Below are 14,976 nucleotides of genomic sequence, written 5' to 3'. Positions count from 1 at the left end.
CGGGGCGCCTCGTCAGGCGGGAGCCGGCCCCCAGGCGTGCGCCTGGTCGAAGAACGCCACCTCGTGCCGGCAGGCGCGGGCGAACGCCTCGGCCATGCGGTGCCGCTGCTCGCCGGTCGCGTCCGCGGCCACGCGCTCCAGGACCGCGACCGCCTGCCGGGTCGCCGCCGCGAACTCGTCGTCGGCGTACGTGCCCAGCCACGCGCGGTACGGGTGCGCGTCGTGGTTGCCGGCCGCGAGCCGCTCCCCCACGTCCTGGTAGATCCAGTAGCACGGCAGGACCGCGGCCACGAGCGTCGCGTAGTCCGACCCGGCCGCCCGCAGGTGGTCGAGGTAGGCCCGCGTCGTCGGGCTGGCCGGCACGTCCGGCAGCTCCCCGCCCGGCTCCCCGCGCGCCTCTCCACCTGGCTCCCCACCCAGCCACGAGGTGTGCAGGTCGAGCTCGGTGACCAGCGCGCCGTGCGCGCCGCCCGCCCAGAACGCCTGCTCGGCGCGGGTGGGCGCGAGCTCCGCGGCCCGCGCCAGGGCCCGCGCGTACTCGCGCAGGTACAGCGCGTCCTGCTGGAGGTAGTACCGGAACGCGTGCTCCGGCAGCGTGCCGTCCGCCAGCGCACGCACGAACGGCAGCGCGTCGATCTGCGCGCGCAGCCCCGCCGCCTCGTCCCACCAGCGGCCGACCAGCGCCGCACCGTCCTCCGCAGCCGTGCCCGGGACGGTGCCCGGGGAACCGTCGTGGCCGGCGAACCGTCGCGCGACGTCCCCCGGGAGCCGCCCCGGCAGCGTGGCGGCCCGCGAGCCGGCCACCACCGTCCGCACGTCGGCCAGGTGGTCGACCGGCCCGTGCCCGCCGCCCACCTCGAGCGCCTCCCCGGCGCGGATGGCGCGCGTCAGCCACTGCTTGGTCTCGCGCAGCGCCGCCACCCAGTCGCGCGACCGGGCGTAGCGCACGGCGAGCCCGCTGGACAGCGAGCACCCGGTGCCGTGGGTGGCGCTCGACGCCACCCGGGGCCCGTCCACCTGCGCCAGGAGCCCGTCCGGGCCGACGAGCGCGTCGGGGGCGACCTCGCCGTCCAGGTGCCCGCCCTTGGCGACGACCAGCACGCCGTGCCGCCGCGCCAGCCGCGCCGCCTGCTCGAGCGCCCCCGCCCAGTCGCGGGCGACCGGCTCGTCCAGGAGCACCGCCAGCTCCGGCAGGTTCGGCGTGACGACGTCGGCCCGGCGCAGCAGGTCGGCCACGGCCCGCTCGCCGCCGGGGTTCAGCAGCCGGTGGCCGCTGGTCGCGACCATCACCGGGTCGAGCACGACCGCCGGCCGCTCGGCCGTGGCGCCCCGCGGCAGCGAGTCCAGCCACGCGCCGACCACCTCCGCCACCTCGGGCGCGCCCAGCATGCCGATCTTCACCGCGTCGAGCGCCACGTCGTCGGTGACGGCGTCGAGCTGGGCCGCGAGGAAGGACGCGGGCGGCACGTGCACGTCGCGCACCCCGCGGGTGTTCTGCACGGTCAGGGCCGTGATCGCCGTCATCCCGTAGCCGTCCGCCGCGGCGACCGCCTTCAGGTCCGCCTGGATCCCCGCGCCGCCCGACGGGTCCGAGCCCGCGACGGCGAGCACCCGCGGGACGGCGCGACCCGCCGGGCCGGCGACGGCTCGCGCGGAGCCGTCGGGGCCGGTGGCGACGGCGCCGGTCGTGGCGGCCCCGGTCGTGGCGGCCCCGGCCGGGACGGCGCTCGTGGTCCCCGCGCTCATCGGGCCCCCTCCCACGCGGCGGCCAGCGCCGCGGCGGCCGCCGCCGGGTCGGGCGCGGCGCAGACCGCCGAGACGACCGCCGCGCCCGCCGCACCCGCGCGACGTAGCGGCCCCACGAGGTCGACCGCGATGCCGCCGATGGCCACGCACGGCAGCGACGTCGCGCGCGCCACGGCGGCGAACCCGTCGACGCCCAGGGGCGCCGGATGGTCGGGCTTGGTCGCCGTCGGTCGAACGGCTCCCACCCCGAGGTAGTCGACCGTCCCCGCGGGCAGGTCGTGCACGGCGGACACCTCGTCGAGCGTGCTCGCCGACAGCCCCACCACGGCCCGGCTGCCGTCCGGGTTCGTCGCGCCCACCAGCTGCCGCACGACCTCGGCCGGCAGGTCGCGCTGGCCGACGTGCACCCCGTGCACGGGAGCCCCCGTGGCGCGCGCGGCGAGGAACACGTCGACGCGGTCGTCCACCAGCACGGTCGCCCGGCCGGCCGCGGCGTGCGCCACCGCCCGGGTCAGGGCCAGCAGGTCCCGCCCGGAGGCCGTCTTGTCCCGCACCTGGACCGTCGTGACGCCGCCCGCGAGCGCCGCCGTCACGACGTCCACCACCCCGCGGTCCCCGCACTGGGCGGTGTCGGTGACGAGGTACGTCGCCAGCCGGGACCGCAGGTCGGGAGCGCTCGCCGCCACCACGGCGTCCGGGGTGGTCCCGGTCGCGGCGCTCATCGGGCCACCTCCACGGCACGCCGGTCCGCGTCCTCGGTGCCGACGCTGACGCGCGCGTCGCGGCGCACGTCCGCGGGCTGCAGCCGGTCCAGGTGATCCAGGAGCGCGACGGCGAAGCTGCCGGGCCCGTCCGCGCGCTCGGCCGCGCGCTCGGCGGCGAGGGTGTAGACGACGGTCGCCGCGAGCGCCGCGTCGGCGGGCGTGCGGCCGGTGCGGCGGGCGACACCCGCGAACGCCGCCATGACGGCGCCGAGCGCGCAGCCGCCGCCGGTCATGCGGGTGAGCCAGCGGTGCCCGGTGTGCACGCGCACGACGCACGCGCCGCCGGTGGCACCGCCGCCCGGGCCGCGATCCACCAGCAGGTCCACCGCGCCGCTGACGGCGACGGCCGCGCCGCCGGCCGCCAGCCGCAGGGCGGCGGGCAGCGCGTCCTCGGGGGCGTCGGTGGTGTCGACGCCGCGGCCGCCCGCCCCGTCGCCGGCGAGGGCGAGGACCTCACTCGCGTTCCCCCGCACGACCGTGGGCCGACGGGTCAGCAGGCGCCGGGCCAGCTCGGTGCGCACGGGCAGGGAGCCGACCGCGACCGGGTCCAGCACCCACGGGGTGCCGGCCTCGTCGGCGGCCTGTGCCGCCTCGAGCGCGGCGGTGCGCTGCTCGGCGTGCGGGGTGCCGAGGTTGACGAGCAGGCCGTCGGCGACGCGGGCGAAGCCGCCCGCCTCGCCGGGCACGTCGCACATCGCCGGGGAGGCTCCCAGCGCGAGGAGCACGTTCGCGGTGACGTTCGTGACGACCGCGTTGGTGACGACCTGCACCAGCGGCTCGCGGGCCCGCAGGTCACCCAGCAGGTCCGCCGCGGTCGCGGCCGGGTCGCGGAACGTCGCGGTGGACGGCTCGGTGGACGGCTCGGTGGACGGCTCGGTGGACGGCTCGGTGGACGGCTCGGTGGACGGCTCGGTGGACGGTTCGGTGGACGGTTCGGTCGGTGCGGTGTCGTCGCCGTGCGGGTGCACGCTCATGCCGACATCCCTTCGCTAGTACGAGCTAGATCAGGTTCGACGGGTGTGATCTCAGCGCCTCGGCGTCGCGGCGACCGGCGGTCCCACGGCGTCGGGGCGCACCCCGTGTCGTTCAGCGCCACCGTAACGCCCTCGGCGGGCGCCGGTCTGCGGCCGTCCCGCAGGACGGACGTGACCCCCGCCACGTCGGGCCGACGGCCGCTCGCCGGACCGTCGCGCCGGGCGTGCGCCCCGCGCCCGCCGGATAGGGTGTGCGGGTGCCTGAGGTCGTCCGTCGCGTGCGCGAGCTGCTCGTCGTGAGCACGACGCTGGGCATCGCCGCGGCGGCGCACCTGTTCGCCGGCGGCGCGCTGCCGACGTCGGCGGCGGGCTGGGTCGTGACCGTCGCGCTCATGCTCCCGGTCGTCGTGTGGACGGCACGCCGCCGCCTCACGCTGCCGCGGCTGCTGCCCGCGATGGCCCTCCTGCAGGTGGTGGCCCACACCGCGCTGTCGGTCATGACGGCCGCGCCGGCCGCGCCCGCGTCGTCGACGCCGGCGACCGGCGCCCACGCGGGGCACGCCCTCGCACCCGGGTCGCTCGCCCCGCCGCCCGAGGCCGCCCACCTGCACCACTCCGGCGACCCGGGCACCGATTCGCTCATGCTCGCCGCGCACGCCGTGGCGGTCGTCGCCGCGGCGCTGCTGCTCACGGCGGGCGACCGGGCCGCCGCGTGGGTGCTCGTGTGGCTCGGCGCCGTCGCGCTGCTCGTCGCCGGGCCTCCGGCCGGCCTGGCGCGCGACCGGCGCCCGCGCGTGCCCGCGCGGGCCGCCGGCCGGGTCCCGCGCTCCTGGGTCGGACGCTCCGGGCTGCGGCTGCGCGGACCGCCGCGCGGCGTCGTCCCGGCCTGACTCCCGGCGTCCGCAGCGTCCCGCAGCCTTCTGCAGCGTCCTGCACGGTCGCCGGTGCCCTCGGGCCTGTCCGCGACCCTCTGCACGAGCGACACCAGAACCTCAGGAGACTTCGTCATGCCCACGCACCAGCACTCCCGCGGCCGCGCCCTCGCGCGCGCCGGCGCCGTCGGCGGCCTCACGCTCGCGGCCGCCGTCCTGTCCGCAGGCGCCGCGTCCGCCCACGTCACCGTCACGCCCGACGGCGCCGACGGTGCCGTCGCAGGCGGCTACACCACCCTGACCTTCAAGGTCCCCAACGAGTCGGCCGACGCCGCCACCACCAAGGTCGAGGTCGATCTGCCCGCCGACACCCCCTTCACCAGCGTCTCGGTGGAGCCCGTGCCCGGCTGGACGGCCGAGGTCACGAGCGCCGACCTGCCCGAGCCCGTCGAGGTGCACGGCACCGAGGTCACCGAGGCGCCGACGCGCGTCGTGTGGACCGCGGACGAGGGCGCCGGCGTCCGCGCCGGACAGTTCCAGCGGTTCACGATCTCTGCCGGGCCCGTCCCGGAGGGCGTCGACGAGCTCCTCCTTCCCGCGACGCAGACCTACTCGGACGGCGAGGTCGTCGCCTGGGACGAGCCTGCCGCCGCCGACGGCACCGAGCCCGAGCACCCCGCTCCGCTGCTGCCCGTCACCGGGGAACCCTCCGGGGACGCCGCCGCCGAGAGCCAGGCCTCCGCGGACACCGCAGGGGCCGCCTCGTCCGGCGACGACGGCTCGGGCGTCGCGCTCACCCTCGGGGCGGTGGGCCTGGGCCTCGGCCTCGTCGGCGCCGTCACCGGCGTCGTCGCGCTGTCGCGCATGCGGCGGGCGGACCGATGAGGGGCACGCGCACCGGACGGACGGCAGGCGCGAGGACAGGGCTGACGGCGGGGCTGACGGCAGGGCTGACCGCCGTCCTGGGCGCCGTCGCCGCGGCGACGCTCGCCGCCCCCGCCTCGGCCCACAACGTCGTCGTGGACACCACGCCCGGCACGGGATCCACCGTGGCCGAGGCGCCGTCCGAGGTGTCCGTGACCTTCGACGACGTCGTCCTCGAGCTCGGGGCCGACGGGTCGAGCACGGTCGTGCAGGTCACCGGCGAGGACGGCCGGGAGCACGCCACGGGCTGCCCCACGATGGCGGACCGCACCGTCTCGGTGCCGGTGTCGCTCGACGACCCCGGCGAGTACACCGTCGCGTGGCGGATCGTCTCCGCCGACGGCCACCCGACCAGCGGCGAGTTCTCCTTCACCTACGCGCCCGCCGACGGCGCGGCCCCGCAGGACGCGTCGGCGGAGCCCGGCGCGAGCGACGCCCAGGCCGGGTGCGGCGCGGGCGAGGGTGAGCAGGCCGCCGGCGACGACCAGCCGGAGGCGGCCGGAGCGGACGCCGCCGGCGCCGGTTCGAGCGACCTGCCGGTCGCCCTCGGGATCGCCGGCGGGGTCGTCGTGCTCGCCGGGGCCGGGGTGCTGGTCGCGCTGCGGGTGAGCCGCCGGCGCGGCTGACCCGCCCCGAGCGGACCGTCCGCGGACGGTCCACGACCCACCGTCAGGCCCGGGCGCCCGGCACACCCGCCGCGCGCCCGGGCCTGACGGCGCCTCGGCCGGCTCCGGACCGGTCGCCGCTCAGGACCGACGGCACTCCTGCCGGCCGCGCCGCTCGGGCGCACCACGTCGTGGAGGGAGCGCCGCGGGCCGTACGATGCGGTCCATGGACGCGGGGCAGGTCGTCGGGATCGTGACGGGCGTGGTGATCGCGGCGGTGGTCGTGGTCGCCGTGGTGGCGGCGCGGCTGCGCCGGCGCCGCAAGGAGCGCGAACGCGCGGCAGAGGCGGAGCTCGAACAGCTCGGCACGGTAGCGGGATCGGCGCTCGTGCGCGCCGACGAGCGCGCCCGGCTCGCCGAGGACGAGCTGTCCTTCGCCGTCGCCGAGCTCGGGGAGCGCGACACCGCCGACCTGGCCCCGCTGCACCGGCGGGCCCGCGAGCGGCTCGGCGAGGCGTTCCACCTGCACCAGCTGCTGCACGACCACGTGCCGGACACCGAGGCGCAGCGTCGCGAGTGGTTCGCCCGCATCGCCGACCTTTGCCGCTCGGCCGACGGGTTCCTCGACGAGCTCGACGCCGGTCTGCGGGAGCGACGCTCGGCCGTGCGCGCGACCCCGGACGTCGTCGACGGCGTCGACAGCGAGGTCGAGCGGGTGCGCAAGGGCGTGGCGGGCGCGCACGACGACGTCGCACGCCTGCGGCAGGCCTACAGCGAGAACGCGCTGCGCCCCGTCGCGGACAACCCCGAGCAGGCCGAGCGGCTGCTCGAGTTCGCCACCCGCAGCACCGCCGCCGCGCGCCGCCGGCTCGCCGCCCAGCAGGCGGGCGAGGCGTCCGCCGCGGCGCGCGCCGCCCAGGACTCCGTCCGCCGGGCCGAGGGGCTCCTCGCCGCCGTCGCCGACTTCGAGTCCGAGGCCCTGCGCGCCGAGTCCGCGCTGGGGGCGATGGTCGCCGAGTCCCGCACCGAGCTCGCCGAGGCGCGCGCCCTCCCCGCCCCGCAGCGCGAGGGTCGCGTCGACACCGCGATCGCCGCCCTCGAGGACTCCCTCGCCGCGCTGCCCGGCCCGGGCGAGCCGGCCGACCCCGTCGCCTCGCTGTCGCGGGTGCGGCAGGCGAACACCGCGCTCGACGACGCCGTCGCGGACCGCGTGCAGCACGACGCGCGCCAGCGGCGCATGAAGGCGCAGCTCGCGCCCGCGCTGGACGACGCCGAGCGCCAGGTCGCGTCCGCGCGCGGCGTCATCGACGACTACCGCGCGCCAGCCGGCCCGGACGCCCGCACGCGCCTCGCCGAGGCCGAGCGGGAGCTCACCGCCGCGCGGGCCGACGACGACCCCGAGCGGGCGGTCGCGGCCGCCCGTCGGGCCGCCGCCCTCGCGGCGGAGGCGGCAACGCTCGCGCACCGGGACATCGCCCGCGGCGGGCACGGCCAGCGCTGGGACGGCGGCTGGAACGGCCCCCAGGGCGGCCGCGGCGGGTACGGGCGGCGCGGCTCCGGCTCCGACGTCTTCGGCGCGGTGCTGGGCGGCATGGTGCTCGGCGGCATCCTCGACGACCTCGGCGACCTGGGCGACTTCGGCGACTTCTAGCCCCTCACGCCGTCGCGGCGCGGGCCGCGGCGGCCGCCTCCTCCAGCTCCGCCAGGTCGACCAGCCCGGGTGCGAAGCCGACCACGCCGCGCATCGGCATCTGCTTCGCCATCTCGAAGGCGGGGCTGTCCGGGTCCAGGCCGAACGCGACGGCCCGCTCGCGGGCCATCGTCCCGACCACCGGGTCGGCCAGCCACTCCCCTACGGTCGAGTCGACGGTGAGCGGGAAGACGGGGCCGTCGCCCGCCACGGACACGTCGAGCGCGGCCCGCCGGTCGCGCGAGGACGCGCCGACCGCGAACCGGTAGGTGCCGCCCTCCAGGCGCCAGCCACGGGCGCCCACCGACCAGTACCGCAGCTCGTCGAGGGGCACGTCGACCCGGGCGCGCACGGTCGCGCCGGCCGGCACGTCGACCTGGGCGAAGCCGCACAGCTCCCGCACGGGCCGGCGCACGGACGAGCCGGGCAGACCCGCGTAGACCTGCACGGTCTCGCGGCCGTCGCGGTCGCCCTCGTTCGTGACGTCGACCTCGACGCGCACGACGTCGCCCACCAGCCGCGCGGTCGCGTCCGCGTAGCCGAACGTCGTGTACGACAGGCCGTGCCCGAACGGGAACGCGACCGGCAGGTCGCGCCCGTCGTACCAGCGGTACCCCACGAACACCCCCTCGCCGTAGCGCACGGTGCGCTGCTCCCCGGGGAAGTCGAGGTAGTCCGGGGTGTCCTCGAGCCGCACGGGGACGGTCTCGGCCAGGCGCCCGGACGGGTTCACCTCGCCCAGCAGCACGCGCGCCGTGCCCTCGCCGCCGCCCTGGCCCCCGAGCCAGCCCTCGACGACGGCCGCCGCCCGGCCGGCCCAGCCGGACACGCGCACCACCGACCCGTGGGAGAGCACCACGACGACCCGGTCGTGCACGGCCAGGAGCCGCTCGAGGAGGGCGGTCTGGACGTCCGGCAGCTCGATGTGCTCGCGGTCGTAGCCCTCGGACTCGTCCTGCGGCGGCAGCCCGCAGAAGACGACGACCACGTCCGCACCCTCGGCCGCGGCGAGGGCGTCGTCGTCCAGCGCGTCGTCGGCGTCGCCGTCGAGCCGGTAGCCGGGGGCGAACCGCACGGCGTCGGCCCCGAGCCGGCCCGTGAGCGCGGTGAGCGCGTCGTCCAGCCGGGTGGGCGTGATCTGCGAGCTGCCGGCCCCCTGGTAGCGCGGCGTGCGGGCGAGCTCCCCGACCACCGCGACCCGGCCCTGCCCGGCGGTGAGCGGCAGCACGCCGTCGTTCGTCAGCAGGACGACGCCGGCGGCGGCCGCCTCGCGGGCGAGCTCGTGGTGCGTCTCGTGCAGGGCGTCGAGGTCGGGGCGCGCGGCCGCGGTCGCGCGCGCGGTGTCTCCGGCGCGCAGCACGACGTCGGCGACGCGCTGCGCGGCGAGGTCGAGGTCGCCCTCGGCCAGGGAGCCGGCGGCGACGGCGGCCACCACCTCGGCGGCCGTCCGGCCGCCGGTGCCCGGCATCTCGAGGTCGAGGCCGGCCGCGAGCGCCGCCGCCCGGTCGTGCACCGCGCCCCAGTCCGAGACGACGAGGCCTTGGAAGCCCCACTCCTCGCGCAGCACCTCGGTCAGGAGCCAGCGGTTCTCCGCGGCGAAGACGCCGTTGAGCGCGTTGTACGCGCACATGACGGTCCACGGCTGCTCGGTGGTGACGACGTGCCGGAAGGCCCGCAGGTAGATCTCGTGGAGCGTGCGCTCGTCGACCTCGGCGCTGATCCGCAGCCTGTCGGTCTCCTGGTTGTTGGCGGCGAAGTGCTTGAGCGACGCGCCGACACCGCGCGCCTGCACCCCCCGCACCCAGGCCGCGCCCAGCCGGCCGGCGAGGAACGGGTCCTCGGAGAAGTACTCGAAGTTGCGCCCGCAGCGCACCGAGCGCTTGATGTTGACGCCCGGGCCGAGCACCACGGCGACCTGCTCCGCGAGCGCCTCGGCCCCGATCGCGTCGCCCACGCGCTGCACCAGTGCCGCGTCCCACGTCGAGGCGAGGGTGACGGCGGGCGGGAAGCACGTGGCCGCCACGCCGTCGAGCAGGCCGAGGTGGTCGCCGCCCTCGACCTGCTTGCGCAGGCCGTGGGGCCCGTCCGTCACCATGACCGACGGCAGCCCGGCGGCGGGCAGGTCGGCCGTGTGCCAGAACGACGCGCCCGTGGTCAGGGCGGCCTTCTGCGCCGTGTCGAGCCGCGCGACGGCGTCGGCGGCACGGCGGGACGGGACTGGGGCGGAGGCGGTGCTCGGGGTCATGGCGGTCCCTCTCGGTGGTCGGTGTCGGTGGTCGGTGGTCGGGTCGCGCGTCAGGGCACGGAGCGGATGCGCCACACGCTGAGGCCGCCGAGCAGCACGAGGGCGATCGCGACGGGGAACAGCGCCCCGTAGCCGCCGAGCTGCAGCACGACCAGGCCCGCGAGGGCGGGCGCGATCGCCTGCGGCGCCGTGGCGGCGACGTTCACGACCCCCAGGTCCTTGCCGTAGTCGTCGGCGGACGGCAGCACCTGCGTGATGAGCGCCGTGTCGACGGCCTGGAACATGCCGGACCCGAGGCCGGCGACGAACGCGTAGGCGACGATGCCGGGCACGGTCGGCCACGCGAGCGGGATCGCGAGCCCGAGCGCGACGACGGCCGCGGCCGCGAAGACGAAGGGGCGACGGCGGCCCACCCGGTCCGACAGCGGGCCGGCGAACGGGGTCGTGAGGATCGACCCGACGGCGCCGACCCCGGCGACGACGGGGACGGTCGCGAGCGCCTCGCCCCGGTCGAGGCCGACGTAGTCCTGGAGCAGGAAGTAGCTGTAGGTGGTGGTGAGCGTCATGCCGGTGTTCAGCAGGAACCGGCCGGTGAAGGCCCACGCGAAGTCGGGGTGCGCCACGGGGTTCACCCAGAAGGTCCGCAGCAGGTCGGCGGCGCGGAACGGCGGCCGGGGGGCTCCGACGCTCGACGGCTCCGGGTTGACCAGCACGAAGGCGACGACCGCGACCACCACGAGGCCGCCGAGGACGGCGTAGCCGCGCAGGAAGTGCGGCACGAGGGCGGCGCCCACGACCTGCCCGCCGATCATCCCGACGAGCACCCCGAGGCCCATCGCCGAGGAGAACACGCCGCGTCGCGAGGCGGGCACCCGGTCGGGCAGCACCGCGGACAGGGGGCCCTGCACGACGTTCAGCGCGAGCTGCACCCCGCACCACGCCAGGGCGAGCTGCAGCACGGTGCTCGCGCTGCCCAGGCCGACCAGCATCAGGGCGCCGACGAGGGCGCCCGCGACCATCCACGGCGCGCGGCGCCCGAACCGGGAGCGGGTGCGGTCGGACACGATGCCGGCCACGGGCTGGGCCACGAGCGCGACGGCCGCGCCGAGCCCGGCGACGAGGGCGTAGCCCGACTCCTTCGACGCGGGGTCGATCGCCTCGACCTGGGCCTGGAGCATCACGCCGGTGGTCGCGCCCCACACGCAGAAGACGGACAGGTTCGCGGGCAGGAGGGTGACCAGGACGCGGCGCAGGGCCGGCGTCAACGGCGGCCGGGCGGGGGCGTCGCCGGCGGTGGGTGCGGTGGACGTCATGGCGTACCTGGCATGCCTTCTCCTCGGTGAGAGCCCGACGGCGTCGTCACGGCGACGAAAGCCTAACGGCATTCGGTTTCTGCGCCAAGGGCCTGACGACGCCCCGGTAGCATGCGGCGCATGAGTGGCCGGGGCAGGTACGCCAAGGGCGTCGAGAAGCGTGCCGAGATCCTGCGCACGGCCCTCGACGTCTTCGCCCGCGAGGGCTATCGCGGCACGACGCTGCGGGAGGTCGCGGAACGCTGCGAGCTGTCCGTCGCCGGCGTCATGCACTACTTCGACTCCCGGGAGGACCTGCTCACGCAGGTGATCCTCGCCCGCGACGACGACACCGCCCTCGAACCCGCCTCCCCCGACGACTCCCGTGCTCCCGCCGCCTCCCCCGCCGACCTCGGCCCGGACGACGGGTGGCACGAGCTGCTGGCCACCGTGCGCCGCAACGCCGAGCGGCCGGGCCTCGTCGAGCTGTTCGTCACCCTCACCGCCGCCGCCCGCGACACGAGCCATCCGGCGCACGACGCCCTCGCCGCCCGGTACGACCGGCTCCGTGCGGCCGCCGTCCCGCTGCTGCGCGCCCGCCGCGACGCCGGCCTGCTGCCGTCCGGCGCCGACCCCGACGCCCTCGCCGACCTCGTGATCGCCGTCGCCGACGGCGCGCAGCTGCAGTGGCTCGTCGACCCGGCGCGCGACCTGTCCGCACCGCTCGAGACGCTCGCCGGGCTGCTGGGCCTCGAGCCGGAGCCCCCGACGCGCTCCCGGCCGACGCCGGGCCAGGACTAGCCTGGCCGGATGGGCATCAGGGTGCGGGCCGTCGTCACGGGGCGCGTCCAGGGCGTCGGCTTTCGCTGGACCACCGCGCAGGGGGCCGCGCGGCACGGCGTGACCGGCTTCGTGCGCAACCTGCCCGACGGCAGCGTCGAGGCCGAGGTCGAGGGCGACCGGTCCGACGTCGACGCGATGCTGGCGCTGCTGCGGACGGGACCTCCCGGCGCCGCCGTCGCGGACGTGGCCGTGCAGGAGATCCCGCCCCGCGGCGGCGCGGGGTTCGACGTCCGGGGCTGACCGCCCGCCACCGGCGGCGCGCCGTGACGACGGTCCGGCTCAGGCCGGGACTGCCGCCGCGACCCACTCGATGACCCCCGCGCGGGTGCGCTCGTGCTGCTCGACGACGAGCTCGCCCGCGTCCGCCCGGGCGGCGACCCAGCGCATCGGGCGGCGCCCGAAGTGCTCCCCCGCCCACGGCACGCTCACCAGGTCGGCGACCGCCTGCAGCGCGCGCAGCGGCCAGAAGGTCGACGTCACGTGGTCGGCGAGCAGCAGCCTGCCGCCCGGGCGCAGCACGCGCACCATCTCCGCGAGCGCCGCACGTTCGTCGGCGATCGCGCACATCGAGAACGTGCACACCGCGGTGTCGACGGACGAGTCCGGCAGGTCCAGGCGCTGCGCGTCACCGAGGCGCAGGTCGACGTCGACGCCCAGCCCGTCGGCCCGCTGCCGGGCGACGTCGAGCATGCCGGGGCTCCACTCGACGCCCACCAGGTGCCCGCCCGTGACGGCCGGCGGGTAGTGCGGCAGGTTCAGGCCGGTCCCGACGGCGACCTCGAGCACGTCGCCGCGCGCCAGGGCGCACAGGCGACGGCGCACGTCGGGGAACATCCGCCCCTCCGCCGCGGCGAAGGCACGGTCGTAACCCGACGCCTCCCGGTCCCAGCGCCGGCGCAGCCGCCCCGCGCGCCCGTCGGGAGTCGCGTCGGGAGTCGCGTCGGGAGCGTCGGGTGTGTCGTCGGTCACGCGCTCAGAGTCGCACATCGTGGTCGGGCATCCCCCGGGCCGGGCCGTCGCGACCGAGCCGGTCGGTGCGACGACCGCGCCGCCGACGCACGGCCGCGGCCGTGCCGCCGAGCAGGCCGAGGGCCAGCAGCACGAGTCCGGCTCCCGCGACCGTGGCCCAGCCGGCCCGCTGCTGCACGCCGTCCGCCAACGACGTCGCCTCGTCGAGCTCGCCCGCGTCGAGCGCCGCCCGCGCCTCCCGCGTCGAGGCGTCCAGGCCGAGGACGGCGGCACCCAGCGCCGACACGACGTCCCGGTCCGCGGTGGCGGCGTGCGTCGCGGCCCCGACCTCGGTCACCGCCGTCAGGGCCCGCGGCAGGGTGCCCGCCAGGTCCGCGTACTCCTGCGCCGTGCGGGCGTCCTGGTACGCGGCTCGGACCGCGGCGGGTCGGGCAGCCCGGCCTCGCGCGCCGCCGCCTGTACCTGGCCCGCCAGGCCGGGGGCGTCGCCCAGGGCGGCCCGCACGTCCTTCGCGTCCGCGAACTCCCAGCCGGTCATCGCGCCGCGCAGCCCGCGGGGCGGCTGCCAGCCGCCGTCCGCCTCGTCGAGCGCGACGTACGCGGCGCGCGCCGACCGGCGTGCGCCGAGCTCGGCCCGCTGCTCGCCGTCGACGACCCACTGCCGGTAGACCTTCGCGCCGCCGGTGACCCCGCCGCGGACCTCGACCAGGTCGAGGAACCGCTGCCACTGGGTGCGCCCCCGGTGGTGGCTGGTGTCCCCCGGCGGCTCGTAGGCGCTCTCGCCCGCGTACGCGGCGGCCAGCACCTCCGCGACGGCCTCGTCGTCGAGGTCGCGCAGCAGGCGCCGGACGGCGGTGTACGACGCCGCGTACGCGTAGCTCTCGACCTGGGCCGAGTCCTCCCCCTCCGACCAGGCGGTGAGCGGCAGGGCCACGTCGGCACCCCTGTCCGGGGTCTCGCGCGGCGGTCCCGACCGCGCGTCCACGTCCGCCGCGACGCGCCGCGCGACCACCTCCGCCAGCCCTTCGTACAACCACCGGCCGCCGATCTCGTCGGGGTTGTACCAGGCGTGCGAGAGCTCGTGGAAGAGGAGCGCGGCGTCGAGGTCCTCGGGCACGACGATCTCGTCGGCGCCCGTGTCGAACCAGGCGTACCCGGTTGCCTGCGGGGACACGTCCTCCCGGATCGTCTTCAGGCCGCCGGGCCACGGCTGGCCCACCAGCTCCTCCAGCGCGGGGAGCCCCTGGCGCAGCTGGCGGGAGGCGAACCGCAACCACCGCTCGTCGCCGGGGAAGCCCTGCACCGTGAGGGTGTCGCCGTCCACCTCGACCGTGCGCTCGTCGGCCTGCCCCGGGTCCCGCGCGGAGACCACCGCCCAGATGCCCTGGTCGCCGGTGCCGCGGGTGGCGCGGTACGTGGTCGTCCTGCCGCCGGGCTCCGCGGCGAAGGCGTCGGAGGTGGCGTCGAACGTCATGTCGGCCGGGAGCTCGACCTCGACCGACACCTCGCCGGGATCGCCCGCGGCCTGGACCGCGAAGGTGGCGTACCCGGGGCCGACCCGGGTGGCGTCCGGCGAGCGCACCGGCTCCCCCGGGACGACGAAGCTCCACTCGACGGTGCGCGAGCTGCCGTAGTGCAGGGCAGGGAACGAGGCCACCGCGAGAGCGGTGCTCGGGTCGTCCGTCGCCCGCAGCTCGACGGCGAGCGCCGCGCCGGCGCTGGTCGCCTGCACGTCGGTCGCGCCCGCGGGGACGGCGATGCCGTAGGAGTCGTAGTAGTAGAGGTAGCTGCCCGCGGGCGGCGTCGTGTTGCGGATGGTCGTCGTGACGTCGGCGGTGACCTCGCCCGCCTCCGCCCGCAGCTCGTAACGGCTGTGCGTGCTCTCGTCGAGGCCGTCGTCCGCGACCGCGACAGGTGCCGTCGCGGGCACGGCGAGGCCGGCGCCGAGGACGCCGCCCAGGGCGAGCGCGAGCGTGGGGGTCGGGCGGCGGGAGCCGGGCGGACGCCGGCGGGCCTTCGGTCGGTGCACGGTCCCTCGTCGTTCCCCTCGTGG

At 77.7% G+C, this 14,976-nt stretch carries 14 protein-coding genes and 1 riboswitch; of the genes, 6 read left to right on the top strand and 8 right to left on the bottom strand.

What is annotated here, in order from left to right:
- Window positions 1–12: 12 nt before the first annotated feature.
- The 3 genes from IEW03_RS07510 to thiM form a co-directional block, all read right to left on the bottom strand.
- Window positions 13–1,746: a bifunctional hydroxymethylpyrimidine kinase/phosphomethylpyrimidine kinase gene (locus IEW03_RS07510; RefSeq protein ID WP_188523023.1), complete on the bottom strand. Its 1,734-nt coding sequence runs from the start codon at window positions 1,744–1,746 to the stop codon at window positions 13–15.
- On the bottom strand, window positions 1,743–2,468 hold the full coding sequence (thiE, locus tag IEW03_RS07505; protein WP_188523022.1) for a thiamine phosphate synthase: 726 nt from the start codon (window positions 2,466–2,468) through the stop codon (window positions 1,743–1,745). The genes IEW03_RS07510 and thiE overlap by 4 nt, the downstream gene beginning before the upstream one ends.
- Complete coding sequence (gene thiM, locus IEW03_RS07500) at window positions 2,465–3,484, bottom strand: hydroxyethylthiazole kinase (protein WP_188523021.1); 1,020 nt, start codon at window positions 3,482–3,484, stop codon at window positions 2,465–2,467. The genes thiE and thiM overlap by 4 nt, the downstream gene beginning before the upstream one ends.
- Window positions 3,475–3,600, bottom strand: a riboswitch (TPP riboswitch). It overlaps the preceding gene by 10 nt.
- Before the next feature lie 141 nt (window positions 3,601–3,741).
- On the opposite strand from thiM, the gene IEW03_RS07495 reads away from it, so the two are divergent.
- The 4 genes from IEW03_RS07495 (at window position 3,742) to IEW03_RS07480 (ending at window position 7,536) form a co-directional block, all read left to right on the top strand.
- Window positions 3,742–4,374 (top strand): hypothetical protein, encoded by a 633-nt coding sequence (locus tag IEW03_RS07495; protein ID WP_188523020.1) that lies wholly within the window; start codon window positions 3,742–3,744, stop codon window positions 4,372–4,374.
- Between the two features lie 117 nt (window positions 4,375–4,491).
- Complete coding sequence (locus IEW03_RS07490; protein ID WP_188523019.1) at window positions 4,492–5,241, top strand: YcnI family copper-binding membrane protein; 750 nt, start codon at window positions 4,492–4,494, stop codon at window positions 5,239–5,241.
- The gene (locus tag IEW03_RS07485; RefSeq protein ID WP_188523018.1) at window positions 5,238–5,906 is read left to right on the top strand and encodes a copper resistance CopC family protein; all 669 of its coding nucleotides are present in this window, start codon (window positions 5,238–5,240) and stop codon (window positions 5,904–5,906) included. Before IEW03_RS07490 ends, IEW03_RS07485 begins: the two co-directional genes overlap by 4 nt.
- A gap of 205 nt (window positions 5,907–6,111) precedes the next feature.
- Window positions 6,112–7,536 (top strand): hypothetical protein, encoded by a 1,425-nt coding sequence (locus IEW03_RS07480; RefSeq protein WP_188523017.1) that lies wholly within the window; start codon window positions 6,112–6,114, stop codon window positions 7,534–7,536.
- A 4-nt stretch (window positions 7,537–7,540) separates the two neighbouring features.
- On the opposite strand, the gene IEW03_RS07475 is transcribed toward IEW03_RS07480, so the two are convergent.
- Window positions 7,541–9,820, bottom strand: coding sequence for a glycoside hydrolase family 3 C-terminal domain-containing protein (locus IEW03_RS07475; protein WP_188523016.1), 2,280 nt, complete (start codon window positions 9,818–9,820; stop codon window positions 7,541–7,543).
- A 50-nt stretch (window positions 9,821–9,870) separates the two neighbouring features.
- The gene (locus tag IEW03_RS07470) at window positions 9,871–11,133 is read right to left on the bottom strand and encodes an MFS transporter (RefSeq protein WP_188523015.1); all 1,263 of its coding nucleotides are present in this window, start codon (window positions 11,131–11,133) and stop codon (window positions 9,871–9,873) included.
- 120 nt (window positions 11,134–11,253) lie between these two features.
- Here IEW03_RS07470 and IEW03_RS07465 point away from each other — a divergent pair, with 120 nt between their 5' ends.
- The gene (locus IEW03_RS07465) at window positions 11,254–11,913 is read left to right on the top strand and encodes a TetR/AcrR family transcriptional regulator (protein WP_188523014.1); all 660 of its coding nucleotides are present in this window, start codon (window positions 11,254–11,256) and stop codon (window positions 11,911–11,913) included.
- A 9-nt stretch (window positions 11,914–11,922) separates the two neighbouring features.
- Window positions 11,923–12,195, top strand: coding sequence for an acylphosphatase (locus IEW03_RS07460; RefSeq protein WP_188523013.1), 273 nt, complete (start codon window positions 11,923–11,925; stop codon window positions 12,193–12,195).
- A gap of 39 nt (window positions 12,196–12,234) precedes the next feature.
- Here IEW03_RS07460 and IEW03_RS07455 read toward each other — a convergent pair whose 3' ends face one another.
- The 3 genes from IEW03_RS07455 to IEW03_RS07445 are packed head-to-tail and all read right to left on the bottom strand — an operon-like array spanning window position 12,235 to window position 14,952.
- On the bottom strand, window positions 12,235–12,924 hold the full coding sequence (locus IEW03_RS07455) for a class I SAM-dependent methyltransferase (RefSeq protein ID WP_229737772.1): 690 nt from the start codon (window positions 12,922–12,924) through the stop codon (window positions 12,235–12,237).
- A gap of 4 nt (window positions 12,925–12,928) precedes the next feature.
- Window positions 12,929–13,261 (bottom strand): hypothetical protein, encoded by a 333-nt coding sequence (locus IEW03_RS07450; RefSeq protein WP_188523011.1) that lies wholly within the window; start codon window positions 13,259–13,261, stop codon window positions 12,929–12,931.
- 5 nt (window positions 13,262–13,266) lie between these two features.
- A complete protein-coding gene (locus IEW03_RS07445; protein ID WP_188523010.1) occupies window positions 13,267–14,952 on the bottom strand; it encodes a hypothetical protein in 1,686 nt (561 codons plus the stop codon).
- Window positions 14,953–14,976: the final 24 nt, after the last annotated feature.

This window comes from Isoptericola cucumis (assembly GCF_014635665.1).
Classification (GTDB): Bacteria; Actinomycetota; Actinomycetes; order Actinomycetales; family Cellulomonadaceae; genus Isoptericola; species Isoptericola cucumis.
This window is presented reverse-complemented; position numbering and strand designations above follow the sequence as displayed.

What these genes read in the sequence shown, in the direction of transcription:
- IEW03_RS07510 (WP_188523023.1), bottom strand. Translation starts at nt 1,746, where the DNA reads ATGAGCGCGGGGACCACGAGCGCCGTCCCGGCCGGGGCCGCCACGACC.
- thiM (WP_188523021.1), bottom strand. Translation starts at nt 3,484, where the DNA reads ATGAGCGTGCACCCGCACGGCGACGACACCGCACCGACCGAACCGTCC.
- IEW03_RS07465 (WP_188523014.1), top strand. Translation starts at nt 11,254, where the DNA reads ATGAGTGGCCGGGGCAGGTACGCCAAGGGCGTCGAGAAGCGTGCCGAG.
- IEW03_RS07470 (WP_188523015.1), bottom strand. Translation starts at nt 11,133, where the DNA reads ATGACGTCCACCGCACCCACCGCCGGCGACGCCCCCGCCCGGCCGCCG.
- IEW03_RS07480 (WP_188523017.1), top strand. Translation starts at nt 6,112, where the DNA reads ATGGACGCGGGGCAGGTCGTCGGGATCGTGACGGGCGTGGTGATCGCG.
- IEW03_RS07485 (WP_188523018.1), top strand. Translation starts at nt 5,238, where the DNA reads ATGAGGGGCACGCGCACCGGACGGACGGCAGGCGCGAGGACAGGGCTG.
- IEW03_RS07475 (WP_188523016.1), bottom strand. Translation starts at nt 9,820, where the DNA reads ATGACCCCGAGCACCGCCTCCGCCCCAGTCCCGTCCCGCCGTGCCGCC.
- IEW03_RS07490 (WP_188523019.1), top strand. Translation starts at nt 4,492, where the DNA reads ATGCCCACGCACCAGCACTCCCGCGGCCGCGCCCTCGCGCGCGCCGGC.
- IEW03_RS07460 (WP_188523013.1), top strand. Translation starts at nt 11,923, where the DNA reads ATGGGCATCAGGGTGCGGGCCGTCGTCACGGGGCGCGTCCAGGGCGTC.
- thiE (WP_188523022.1), bottom strand. Translation starts at nt 2,468, where the DNA reads ATGAGCGCCGCGACCGGGACCACCCCGGACGCCGTGGTGGCGGCGAGC.